This window comes from Anaerolineales bacterium (assembly GCA_015075725.1).
Lineage (GTDB): Bacteria > Chloroflexota > Anaerolineae > Anaerolineales > Villigracilaceae > Villigracilis.
In genome coordinates this window covers 2,365,830-2,378,761 of record JABTTV010000001.1, presented here as the reverse complement: position 1 = coordinate 2,378,761, position 12,932 = coordinate 2,365,830, and the positions used below count along the sequence as shown (strand labels likewise).

12 protein-coding genes are annotated in these 12,932 nt (G+C 53.4%); all 12 read left to right on the top strand.

Annotated elements, in window-relative coordinates:
* Positions 1–97: 97 nt before the first annotated feature.
* The 12 genes from HS100_11470 (at position 98) to nifJ (ending at position 12,877) form a co-directional block, all read left to right on the top strand.
* On the top strand, positions 98–430 hold the full coding sequence (locus HS100_11470) for an Hpt domain-containing protein (GenBank protein ID MBE7434525.1): 333 nt from the start codon (positions 98–100) through the stop codon (positions 428–430).
* Between the two features lie 4 nt (positions 431–434).
* Positions 435–1,475, top strand: coding sequence for a response regulator (locus HS100_11465; GenBank protein ID MBE7434524.1), 1,041 nt, complete (start codon positions 435–437; stop codon positions 1,473–1,475).
* Between the two features lie 172 nt (positions 1,476–1,647).
* Entirely contained in the window at positions 1,648–1,926 is a 279-nt protein-coding gene (locus tag HS100_11460; GenBank protein MBE7434523.1) for a helix-turn-helix domain-containing protein, read from the top strand.
* Between the two features lie 32 nt (positions 1,927–1,958).
* Positions 1,959–2,312 carry an IS1 family transposase gene (locus HS100_11455; protein MBE7434522.1) on the top strand — a complete coding sequence of 118 codons (354 nt, stop codon included), beginning with the start codon at positions 1,959–1,961 and terminating at the stop codon, positions 2,310–2,312.
* 113 nt (positions 2,313–2,425) lie between these two features.
* The gene (locus HS100_11450) at positions 2,426–2,629 is read left to right on the top strand and encodes a hypothetical protein (GenBank protein ID MBE7434521.1); all 204 of its coding nucleotides are present in this window, start codon (positions 2,426–2,428) and stop codon (positions 2,627–2,629) included.
* Positions 2,626–2,895, top strand: coding sequence for a hypothetical protein (locus tag HS100_11445; protein ID MBE7434520.1), 270 nt, complete (start codon positions 2,626–2,628; stop codon positions 2,893–2,895). Before HS100_11450 ends, HS100_11445 begins: the two co-directional genes overlap by 4 nt.
* Before the next feature lie 222 nt (positions 2,896–3,117).
* Entirely contained in the window at positions 3,118–3,867 is a 750-nt protein-coding gene (locus HS100_11440; protein MBE7434519.1) for a hypothetical protein, read from the top strand.
* Positions 3,868–4,679: 812 nt separating this feature from the next.
* Complete coding sequence (locus HS100_11435) at positions 4,680–6,704, top strand: hypothetical protein (protein ID MBE7434518.1); 2,025 nt, start codon at positions 4,680–4,682, stop codon at positions 6,702–6,704.
* A 66-nt stretch (positions 6,705–6,770) separates the two neighbouring features.
* Entirely contained in the window at positions 6,771–7,514 is a 744-nt protein-coding gene (locus HS100_11430) for a LysM peptidoglycan-binding domain-containing protein (GenBank protein ID MBE7434517.1), read from the top strand.
* A gap of 150 nt (positions 7,515–7,664) precedes the next feature.
* Entirely contained in the window at positions 7,665–8,195 is a 531-nt protein-coding gene (locus HS100_11425) for an NUDIX hydrolase (protein ID MBE7434516.1), read from the top strand.
* A gap of 13 nt (positions 8,196–8,208) precedes the next feature.
* Positions 8,209–9,129, top strand: a complete 921-nt coding sequence (locus tag HS100_11420) for an EamA family transporter (GenBank protein ID MBE7434515.1) — start codon at positions 8,209–8,211, stop codon at positions 9,127–9,129.
* A 184-nt stretch (positions 9,130–9,313) separates the two neighbouring features.
* Positions 9,314–12,877 carry a pyruvate:ferredoxin (flavodoxin) oxidoreductase gene (gene nifJ / locus HS100_11415; protein ID MBE7434514.1) on the top strand — a complete coding sequence of 1,188 codons (3,564 nt, stop codon included), beginning with the start codon at positions 9,314–9,316 and terminating at the stop codon, positions 12,875–12,877.
* The last annotated feature ends 55 nt before the right edge of the window (positions 12,878–12,932 follow it).

Sequence of the window (12,932 nt, the reverse complement as noted above, 5' to 3'; positions counted from 1 at the left end):
GATAACAAGGAGATTCCTCGCCGTCTGGTCTCGATATGCGACGCTTTACGCCGCTACTCGACCAGCGGCTCATGCGTGACCCATCTTTTGGAGAAGAATGTCCGTTTTGAATCTGAACACATTCGATAATCTCAAACAAAGCGCAGGGGCGGAGTTCGTGAATGAATTGATGGACGCGTTCTTCAAGGATTTTGAAGAGCAGGTGGGGCACATGCGGAACGCGATCCATAGCAATGACGCTGACTCCTTCCGGCGGGCGGCGCACAGCATCAAGTCCAATGCGCTGACCTTCGGCGCGGAAGAGTTGGCGGCTTTGGCGCGTGAGTTGGAGATGATGGGGCGTGAGAAAAACCTCGAAGCGGGGAACAGGCTCGAAGTCCTGAAAGAGGCGTTCGAATCCGTCAAGATGAAGTTGAACGAGTTAAGGTAATCCGATGCCCCCATCCGCTCCCGAACCCGCCCGTCTGCTCGTCGTGGACGACAATAAGATCAACCGCATGATGCTCACGCGCAGTCTCGAGCAGGAGGGGCATCTGGTCGAAACCGCCGAGAACGGGAAAGAGGGTTTGGAGAAGTTCCGCACAGGGGCGTTCGACCTGATGCTGCTGGACATCGAAATGCCGGTGATGAATGGTTTCGAAGTGCTGGAAGCCTGCCTGAACGATTTCGACCTGCGGCAGATCCCCATCATCATGACATCTGCAATGGAGGAACTGGATGCGGTGGTCAAATGCGTGGAGTTGGGCGCGGAGGATTACCTGACCAAGCCGGTGAACCCGATCTTGCTGAGGGCGCGCGTAAATGCAAGCCTGGAAAAGAAACGGCTGCGCGACGAACAGCGGAAATTGTTCCGGACGTTCGCGACAAAGGAAGTGGCGGAGGAGCTTTTGCGTGAGGGCTTTTCGCTCGGCGGACAGATGGTGACCGCCAGCGTGATGGTCACGGACATCCGCTCGTTCACGACGATCGCGGAAAGCCAAAGCCCGTCCGATTCGATCGAACTGCTCAACCAATATTTCAGCATGATGTTCGACGCCATCACCCACAACGGGGGAATCGTGAACCAGATCGTCGGCGACGGGGTGCTGGCTGTATTCGGCGCGCCGATCTTCTACAATGACCATCGCGAGCGCGCCGTAAAGGCGGGACTGCAAATGCTGGAACGGCTCAAGGTCTTCAACGAGAATCAATTGGCGCAGAACAAGACCGCCATCCGCATCGGGATCGGGATCACCTCGGGCAAAATGGTGGCCGGATACACCGGGACGCAGAACCGCGCCATCTATACCTGCATCGGCGATACGGTCAACCTCGCGGACCGAATCCAGGAATATACCAAGGAGGCGCTGCGTCCGCTGTTGATAGACGAAGACACGCGCAAGGGACTCCCGGCGAATTACAAAGTGGAGGATTTGGGAAAGATCGTTTTCAAGGGGAAGAACCAGGCGGTGAATGTGTTTGCGGTGGTGGGATAAGCCTTTTCTTGTCAGGGGTATAATTAGTCAATGTCTGAGCGCGAATTCCTGATTGGGAGTGTCCAAAGGAATGGGCTAAAATAGAGACATGAGAAGATGCCCATACTGCCAAGAAACAACCCGCCAAAACAAAGCAGGAAGAACAAACGCCGGGTCGCAAAGGTATCGCTGTATGCACTGCCACCGCAAATACACGCCGGAACCGAAAAAGCAGGGGTATCCGGACAGTCTCCGCAAGCGAGCCATGGAAATGTACGTGGATGGAGGTAATCTGCGGCGGATAGCTCGTCATTTGAAAGTTGCGCCACAAACGGTGGCGTATTGGGTGACCGATGTAGCTGAGGCTTTACCGAACGCACCCGTGCCCGAAGAGGTCAAAGAAGCCGAAATGGATGAAATCTTCACCTTTATCGGCGATAAAAAAACAGAATCTACATTATCACTGTGGTAGATCGCAAGACTCGTTGCATTTTGGGCTGGGCGGTGGTCTGGATCCGCACTCAGGAAGCCATCCAGCAAGTCGTGGATCAAGCGCCGAAAGCCAAGTGGTACTACAGTGATGGGTTTGATGCTTGCAAATGGCTTTGGTATCATTTCGGCAGGTACGAAGTTTCGCAAGGCAAGACGGACACATATTCAGTGGAAGCTGACAATGCCGAGCTGCGTCACTATCTGGCTCGTCTGGCTCGCAAATCCCGTTGTTTCTCACGCTGTCCATATGCGCTGGAGTGTGCTTTGCGCTTATTTGTCTATTGTTTCAACAGCAGGCAACTGCACAAGCAACGCTTTCCAAACTACGTCTCTCATGTGATGGACTTCGTTAGCCCACTGTTTTAGACACTCTCTTCCTGATTTATCTCGACCCTGAAACCCGGTTCTGCCGTTATCGGCATTATCATCTTTCCGACGGCAAAGAAATCATCGAATTTCGGTTACAACTCGAAGTTTTTGTGGATGAAGAATGGTATCCTGTGGTGAGATACGACACAGCACACGGAAAGCCACACCGCGATATCATTCTCCCCAACGGAGAACAAACCAAGGATTGGTTCGAAGGTTACTCCATTGCGGAAGTGCTTACCATAGGTCAAAAAGATATCATGGACAACTGGACTGTTTACCGTGACCAGTTTTTGAAGGAGATGAAAAAATGAACGAATTTTATCGCGCGAAATTCAATGACCTGTTCGTGGAATTCACGCGTTACCTTATCACCCACCCCGACTTCGGCGAAGGCATTCCCAGAGGCGCGGAAGTTATCCTGCTGGACCGCCTCGACCCGGGATATACAAACTACATGCTCGAAAAAGCGCCCAAAGAAAATGTGGTATTTATTGATGTTGGCAAACTTGCCCCGATTCGCTCGCGGATGAAGAGGCCGAAGATCGTGTCACGTCCGCCCGAGATAATGGCAGGGTAATAGGGGGTAGGGGAAAGAACCAGGCGGTGAATGTGTTTGCAGTGGTGGGAAGGTAGGAAATGGTGAATTTTTTGGCTTAACTTCTTGCTTACTCGACGCAAAATTCGTATAATGAATGTAAGATATTAGATGTAATCCCTCAGGGACTTTATGACACGCTATATTAAACATAGTTGGGTGGCAGGCTTCACAACATCTCGAATCGGTAAGAGGAAAAAAAGAATGGATAATCCGACACTTCAAGCCCTAATCATTTCTGCTACAACTTTACTTCAACCATACTTACCAACCATCGCCACAAAAGTCGCGGAGAAAATTGGCGAGGAGGTACCTTCAAGTATTAGTAAACTATGGAAAGTTATCAATGAGCGTTTTTCGAAAAAACCATCGGCCCAAGAAACGCTTAGTGATTTAATAAAAGATCCGAATAACCCTGATCTTCAAGCAGCATTTCGAGTTCAGTTCAAGAAATTAATAGAAGAAGATGACGAATTCGCAAAAAATATTAAGAGTTTAGTAGAAAATCAAGAAGGGGATGCAAGACACATTTCAAGGCAAAGTGGCAGAGAAAATATTTCAGTACAAGGGAATGGCAATGTATTTTCACAAAACCAATCAGGCGGCATCACAGCCAATAATCTAATTGTGAATAATATTTCCACCAACCCAACACCTGTACTTGATATCAAAGAAATACTCATCAACCAGCCTCATGAAGGAAAATTTCAGAGTAGATTTGAACTATCGCTTCACACTCCGCATCCTGTTGGTAACCTTTATATTGGTGTTAGAGCTTCACAAATTGAAAAAATGGATATAATGCCGATGCGTTTAGGTATGTTCATGAGTGGTCATGCAGGTATCCGAGACGGTTATGCTTTTGATAATTTGCAGAACGCATACGGAAAATACGAATTAAGAATTATTACTAACAAGCCAGAAAGATTTGCTATAGAATACAACATTGAATAAAAGCCGCCTACCGATGAGCATTAGTATCAAGGTGCTGAATGTGGGAAATTAATTGCAGAAAAGGCAACACTTCGTCGTTCACGCCCCAGCGCAGGTATCCCACTCGCGGAGTTTATCCTGACTGGCGAAGCCGTGTCGAAGGGCTCGGGGACAAGACGCAATACCCCTTCGGGGCACGAGTCTGTTGGGTGACTTTTGTGAATGATAGTGCTTGGAAAGGAAACGCGTGCTGCTACAGATCAGCAAACTAAAGACCGTTGGTCGGATCGCACCGCTGGTATTGCTGCTGGTGACAATGACAGGACCCTGGTTTATCGACAGCCACCCGGCAACAGAAGATACGTGCTCTCCTCCTCTCGTCTGGCAGGGTAACGGTTACTGCGCGTGCCTGGTGTCTTTCATTTCTGCGATTAGGCAAGCTGTCAAACCGGGCCACAGCGCGTTATGGTTGGCGAGTCTACCGCTAGCGCTACCTTATCTTACAACACCCTTTCTCATCCTTGGCGGAGAGCGCCGATGGCTGCGAGTCTCTCACTTGGCAGCATGGGGGTTGGTTGCTATTTACTCGCTTTTTCTCTTTGTTGCCTACTGGTATCGGCACCCAGCGTTGATATTATGGGGCGCCGGGCTTTGTGGCGTGGTAGCCGTTGCAACATTGGCAGGAGAAATTTTGGTTGGTAACTCCCCAACTAGAAACGAATCACTATGAAGTATTTTATAGGAAGGGAAAACCCGGTCCGGCTCTGGCGGGCACCATCTGCCTGAAGGGGACTTAATCCCAGCCCTCGCTCTCGATCTCGTATAATTAGGGGATGCAACTTCGCCTCTCCCTTACAACGCGCCAAACGTTATCGATCGCCGTTATCACCCTCATCGCCTACGGACTGCTCCTCCCTCTCACCGGCTTCTATTGGGACGACTGGCCCTTCGCATGGATCGCAAAATTTCTCGGTCCCGCCGAGTTTGTTCCGGCGTTCATGCCGTTCCGCCCATTTCTGGGTCCCATCTTTTATTTCACCACCAGCATCATTCCCCTGCATCCGCTCGCGTGGCAAATTTTCGCGCTCGTCATCCGCTTTCTCATCGGCATTGCGGCATGGTGGACCTTCACGCAAATCTTCCATCAACGCAAACCTGCCCTGCCTGCGCCAGTGCCGCAGGCACAGGTGACCGGGACCGAAGGGACGCTCGCCTTCGTCGCCGCTTTGCTGATGCTCGTCTTCCCCGGTTACAGCCAGCATTGGGTGGCGCTCACGCACATCAACCAGGAACTCATCCCTTTCATTTTCTATCTGCTTTCGTTCGGCTTCACGTTCAAAGCCTTGCGCACCCAAAAGAAGACCGACACTGTCATTGCACTACTTCTTCAGATCTGCGGCATCTTCCCCACCGAATATTTCTTCGGCATCGAAGGCATCCGCGCCCTTCTCCTTTTCGCCTTCTTTCAAGGCAATTTCCGCGAACGCTTCACGCAAACCGCCAAAGCCTGGTTTCCCTATCTGCTGGTCTGGATTCTCAACGCCGCCTGGCTTGCCTATTACTACAACTTCGGTCCCTATGCCTCCTACGCCGTCTCCGCCGAATCGCCGACCGCGATTTACTATTTGACCCAGGCGCTGGATTCCCTGTGGAAAAGCGGATTCTACATCTGGGTCCAGGTCCTCGCCCTGACATTCACCTCCCTTCCCGCGCCCGCCTCACTCCTGACGTTGGGCTTGATCGCGCTTTCATTCATTACCCTCGTCCGAATCTTTCTCCGCTCCGCGCAGGAAGAAACAAGTGACAAGACTCGCGCCATTTCATTATTACTCACCGGCATCTTGGGCATCCTGCTCGGGCGTCTCCCCTCGCTCGCAGCGAATCTTCCGCTCACCCTGCAATCTTCCTATGACCGTTTCATGATCTCGATCATGCCCGGCGCGACCTTGTTCATCGTCGGACTCATCGAATTGCTCTTCAGGAATCATCGTTTGCGGATCACCATCTTCTCCGCCCTCATCGCTCTCGGCATCGGGCAGCAATTCTTCAACGCCAATATCTTCCGCAGGGATTGGCAAAGACAGGGCGAGATCTACTGGCAGATGGCATGGCGCATGCCCGCGCTCGAACCCAATACCCTCCTGCTCACCTACCAGATGCCGATCGACTACGAAACCGACCTCTCCTTCACCGCTCCCATCAACTGGATGTACGCGCCGAATTACACTCGCGCTGATCTTCCCTACATGCTGCTCTACACCGAAAAACGTCTTGGCGGTTCCACATTACCCTCGCTGCAAAAAGATGTCGAGATCTTCTATCCCTACCGCACAGTCAATTTCGACGGAAATACGTCCAATGCAGTGGTCATCTACAAGCCGCAAAACAGCTGCCTGCGCGCCCTGGATTCCAATTCGAGCCCGGAACTCTACTCCGATTTTCCAAATGAACTTGTCGAAGCCATTCCATTATCCGATTCATCCCGCATCATCCCCAATCCTGCAAATCCCGCCGCGCCGAAGTTCTTCCCCGAGCCGAATCATGGCTGGTGCTATTATCTTGCCAAGGTCGAACTCGCCATTCAACAAGCAGATTTCAAGTCTGCAGCCGGTCTTGCCGGTGAAGCAACGCGCCTTCGCTTAACTCCCGAAGACCCGCGCGAGTGGCTGGCGTTCGTCAATGCCTATGCAATGGACGGTCAACTCGATAAAGCACTCGAGCTATCGCACAAGGTCCTCGAATCGGGGAAAACGCTCAAGGCGGTGTGCGCGGCTTGGGAGCAGGTTCAAACTCAAGGTCCGGGGGGAGGCGCGGAAGTAATCGAATCCGCAAAATTATCGCTTGGTTGCAATCCATGACGCAGTGCTTGACGCTTTAAACTTCATGTGCTACCATCTTTTTTAATTTAGGAACGAGGAGAATATATGATTCAAAATCATCGCAAGGCATTGACGATCTCGATGCTTACGATCGCGTCGCTGGTCGTCTCTGCCTGTGAACGCTCCATCTCAGAGGCGCCAGTGGAAACAGCCACGCCGATCCCGACGGGGTTGTTCGTCTCGCCGAATGCGCCCATCGAGAACCCGATGGAGATGATCGAACAATTTGCAAAACAGACCGAAGCCGCGCAGACAGCCGCCGCCGGGGGCGGGAGTACTCCCGAAACGACTGGCACGCCCGCAACCGCAACAGCCGACTCTGCGGGCTTGACTGCCACAGTGACACCGACAGCGACATTGAGCGCGGGGACACCCACCAACGCAAATGCAGTCGCTGTGACGACATCCGCGCCGCCGGTTGGAACTCCCATCCCGCCCGGTTCGCGTCCGTCCTCTTACACGCTGCAAAAGGGTGAATGGCCCTGGTGCATCGCGCGGCGTTTCGATGTGGATCCGTATGCCATGCTTCAAGCCAGCGGTTTGACGGTCTCTCAGGGTGAAAGCCTTTCCACCGGTACGCAATTGATCATCCCTGCCAGCGCTGGCGCTTTCCCCGGACCTCGAAACTTGAAAGCGCATCCTGCTTCTTATACGGTCGCATCGGGAGATGAAACCGTGGGGAGCATTGCATGTGCGTTCGGCGACGTGGACCCGAACGCCATCATTAGCGCAAACAGTCTCGGCTCGTCCCCCAGGTTGACGGTCGGGCAGGTTCTGCAGATTCCGTAAGAAAAACTTCAACAAGCCCGGGTCATGATGCCTGGGCTTTTTTGTTTTGCTCATTGACTTATTTCACCGCAAAGAACGCAAAGATCACAAGAGTTAAAAGATGTTTCTTGGCGAACTTGGCGCCTTGGCGGTTCAAAGATCGGATAGATAATGCCATCCTTTGAATTCCTGCGCTCCGAAATCCTCATGAAGGGACGCGCCTTCACCATCCGCCGCGATTATTTGAAAACGCCCGACGGGCGCGAGACGAAATTCGAGATCGTCGAGCACGGCGGCTCTGTGGTCCTCGTTCCCGTGGATCCCGAAGGCAACCTTCTCTTCGTCCGGCAATACCGCCACGCCGCAGGCATGGACATGCTCGAACTGCCCGCCGGAACCCGGGATGGCGACGAACCCTTTGAAGAATGCGCCGCGCGCGAGATCCGCGAAGAGACCGGCATGGAAGCGGGAACGCTGAAACATGTCGGCTCGTTCTACCTCGCGCCGGGTTATTCCACTGAATACATGAGCGTTTTTTTGGCGACGGACTTAAAACACAATCCGCTCGAAGCGGACGACGATGAATTTTTAACCGTGGAAAAGATACCCGTCCTGGAAGCACTGCGCATGGCGGAACGCGGCGATGTGCCGGATGCCAAGTCTCTGGCGGCGTTATTGATGGCTAGACCGTATCTGGGATGATCCATCAACTCAAATGTCTTTTATCAATAACGATAGATCTCACCTTGCCGCTGTATCGCAAGCATTACTGGTAACTTTTTTATGGTCAACTTCCTGGGTTTTGATCAAGTTTGGTCTGAAAGCGGACCTGCCCCCGGTCACATTTGCCGGGCTGCGCTACACGCTTGCGGCGTTCTGCCTCATACCGCTCGCCCTTCTTAATCCCATTCACCGCCAATCCCTGCGTGGATTTTCCACCCGAACCTGGTGGGAACTTATCGCCCTTGGCGTTGTATTCTATACGCTGACACAGGGCGCGCAATTCGTAAGTTTGTCGTTTTTGCCTTCCGCCACGCTTTCGCTCCTATTGAACTTCTCCCCCATCTTCATCGCATTTTATGGGATGGCCTCCCGCAGTGAAAGTACCTCGATCACGCAATGGGGCGGGATTCTCGTAACGGTCATCGGGGCGTCGATCTACTTCCTGCCGCTTTCGATCGCCAAGAACCAAATCCCCGGTTTGATCGCCGCCCTGGTCGCCTTGTCTGCAAATGCGACCTCGTCCATTTTGGGGCGCCATATCAACACGCAGGAGAAATTGAATCCGCTCGTGGTTACGAGCGTCAGCATGGGCATCGGCGGATTTTTGATGCTGTTCATCGGCATCGTCACCCAGGGCATGGGAAACTTAGACCTCACCCAATGGGCGATCATCGGCTGGCTGGCAGTGGTCAACACCGCGCTGGCTTTTACGCTTTGGAACAAATCCCTGCAAACGCTCTCCGCCGTGGAATCAAGCATCATCAACGGCATCATGCTTCCACAGATCGCCATCCTTGCATGGATATTCCTCGGTGAACCGCTCGGCGGAAAGGAAATGCTCGGGCTTGGGTTGGTGCTTGCAGGGACAATGATCGTCCAGTTGTGGAGATATTTACCCGGTAAATCCAAATGAAGTTTCCCAAATGCCAAAACGCGTTACTTTGTAAAAGCGTTTTTTATTTCCACCAATTCTGTCCAAAATATGACATCAGGCAGGGGGATTTAAGTCATATATAACTAACGTAATTCATCCCGCAGGAATACACTTGTTCATTGGAATACACGAGGCATATGCGCCTTTTTACAGGAGCCAAAGAATGAACAAGAACATCATCATGATCGACGGCAACGAAGCGACTGCCAGTGTCGCCCACCGTCTCAACGAAGTGATCGCCATCTATCCGATCACACCTTCCTCAGGCATGGGTGAATTCTCAGATGAATGGTCCGCCAAGGGTCAGAAAAATATCTGGGGAACCGTCCCACTCGTGGTAGAGATGCAATCCGAAGGCGGCGCAGCCGGGACCGTACACGGTGCGCTCCAAACCGGAGCGCTTACCACCACCTTCACCGCCTCCCAGGGCCTGCTGTTGATGATCCCGAACATGTACAAGATCGCGGGCGAACTCACCAGCACCGTCTTTCACGTCGCCGCGCGCGCCATCGCCGCACACGCCCTTTCCATTTACGGTGACCACCAGGATGCGATGGCGGTCCGCCAGACCGGCTGGGCAATGATCTCCTCCGGCTCCGTGCAGGAGACCCAGGATTTTGCAGCCATTGCCCAAGCCGCCACACTCAAGGCTCGCGTTCCCTTCCTACATTTCTTCGACGGATTCCGGACCTCCCACGAAGTAAACAAGATCGTCCAATTATCGGATGAAGAACTGCGCCTCATCATAGACGATGAACTGATCCATGCCCATCGAGCCCGCGGACTCAGCCCGGAACACCCGGTCCTACGCGGAAGCGCCCAGAACCCGGATGTCTACTTCCAGATGCGCGAAGCGGTAAATCCGTACTACATCGCCGTCCCCGCCATCGCGCAGGAAATGATGGATAAGTTCGCCAGGATCACCGGGCGCCGCTACAATTTGTTCGATTACTCCGGCGCGCCCGATGCTGAACGCGTGCTTATCATCATGGGCTCCGGCGGCGAAGTTGCCGAAGAGACCGCCAACTACCTCGCCAAGAAGGGCGAAAAGGTCGGCGTGATGCGTGTCCGTTTGTATCGCCCCTTTTCGGTGGAACATTTCATCAAAGCGCTGCCCAAGAGCGTGAAATCCATTGCCGTGCTGGACCGCACAAAGGAACCCGGCGCAACCGGTGAACCTCTCTACATGGACGTGATCAGCGCTTTGGTCGAAGGCGATCGACAGAGTATCAAAGTCATCGGCGGTCGTTATGGGCTTTCCTCGAAGGAATTTACTCCGGCGATGGCAAAGGCGGTCTTTGATGAACTGACCAAACCCGAACCCAAGAATCATTTCACCGTCGGCATCAACGATGATGTATCCAAAACCTCTCTTGCAGTGGATAACTCCTTCTCCATCGAATCCGAAGGCATGGTGAGCTGTGTCTTCTTTGGTCTCGGCTCGGACGGAACCGTGGGCGCGAACAAGAACTCGATCAAGATCATCGGCGAAGAGACCGACAACTTCGCGCAGGGTTATTTCTATTACGACTCGAAGAAATCCGGCACGGTAACCATGTCGCACCTGCGCTTTGGTCCCAAAGCCATCCGCGCGCCGTATCTGATCGAAACCAATCAGGCGAATTTCGTCGCCTGCCATCAATATTCCTTCCTCGAACGCGTGGATATGCTCAAATACGCCAGGGAGGGCGGCATCTTCCTGCTCAACAGCCTGTATGGTCCAGAAGAGATTTGGGATCACCTGCAGAAGGAAGTCCAGCAGGACATCATCAAGAAGAAACTAAAGTTCTACGTCATCAACGGGTACGACGTGGCTGAAAAGACCGGCATGGGCGGACGCATGAACACCATCATGCAGACCGCTTTCTTTGCCATCAGCGGCATCCTGCCGAAGGAAGCGGCAATAGCCGAGATCAAGAAAGCCATCGAGAAGACCTATGGAAAGCGGGGCGAGGCTGTCGTCAAGAAGAACTTCGAAGCTGTGGATGCAACGGTGGCGAACATTTATGAGGTCAAGGTCCCGGCGGGGATAACGTCGAAGACGACACGCCGGCTCCCGGTCCCGAATGAAGCGCCGGAATTCGTCAGGAATGTGCTCGGTCAGATCATCAACTCCGATGGCGATAACATCCCGGTATCCGCCTTCCCCGTCGACGGCACCTTCCCCACCGGCACAACCCAATGGGAGAAACGCAACCTTGCCTTGGATATTCCGGTCTGGAATGAAGATATCTGTATCCAATGCGGGAAATGCGTGATGGTCTGCCCGCACGCGGTCATTCGGCATAAAGTTTATGAGGACAAGTATCTTGCTGGCGCACCTGAAACCTTCAAGCATACGGTCTCGAAGTTCAAAGAGTTTTCGCCCGGTTATTCATACACGTTGCAGGTCGCACCGGAGGATTGCACGGGTTGCACTTTATGCGTGGAGGTCTGCCCGGTGAAAGACAAGACTGCTGTGGGGCGAAGGGCGATCAACATGGAGTCGCAACCGCCGCTGCGGGAAGCCGAAGCCAGGAACTGGGACTTCTTCATGAAAATCCCGGATCTGGATAGAAAACTTATTAATCCTTCGACGATCAAGAACTCGCAACTGCTGCGCCCGCTGTTCGAATTCAGCGGCGCATGCTCAGGTTGCGGCGAGACGCCGTATGTGAAACTTGTTTCGCAGTTGTTCGGTGACCGCGCTGTCATCGCCAATGCGACGGGTTGTTCATCCATCTACGGCGGAAACCTGCCCACCACCCCGTGGGCGATGGATGCCAACGGCCGCGGACCTGCCTGGTCGAACTCGCTGTTCGAAGACAACGCCGAGTTCGGTTTGGGCATGCGCCTCACCATCGATAAACAAAACGAATATGCCCGTGAACTGCTCTCCATTCTGGCGGATGAGATTGGCAAGGAGCTTATGCATGACCTGCTGATCGCCGAGCAGAGTTCAGAAACCGCCATCGAAGAACAACGCGGTCGCGTGGCGCAAATGAAAAAGAAACTTGAAAAATCGAAACACCCCCGCGCAAAGGACCTGATCAGCGTGGCAGACAGCCTTGTAAAGAAATCCATCTGGATCATCGGCGGCGATGGTTGGGCGTACGACATCGGCTACGGCGGCCTGGACCACGTGATCGCAAGCGGACGCAATGTGAATATCCTCGTGCTCGATACCGAAGTGTATTCGAACACAGGCGGTCAATCCAGCAAATCCACGCCGCGCGCCGCGGTTGCCAAGTTCGCCATGGGCGGCAAGGGCATGCCGAAGAAAGACCTTGGTCTCATCGCCATGTCCTACGGTTATGTCTACGTCGCCAAAATCGCGATGGGGGCGAACGACCAACAGACCCTGAAAGCCCTGCTCGAAGCAGAATCCTACGATGGACCCTCGCTCGTGATCGCCTACAGCCCTTGCATTGCCCACGGCTTTGACATGGCGCGCAGTCTCGACCAGGCGAAACTCGCTGTACAATCCGGGCACTGGCCCATCTTCCGCTACGATCCGCGGCTGGCGCTGGAGGGCAAAAATCCGCTCCAGATCGAATCCAAGGAGCCGAGCATTCCGTTCTCGCAATATGCCTACAATGAGACCCGCTACAAGATGCTGACCCAGATGAACGAAGAGCGCGCCGAAGAACTGATGAAGGAAGCCCAGCACGACGCGAAAGCCCGTTGGGCGCTCTATCAGCAGATGGCGGCAATGCACTATGGCAACGGCGGAGACGAAAACAAATAAAAACTGACCAAAGACGGCAGACGACCATCCGCGGACAAGAGTCTGCCGTCAAGGA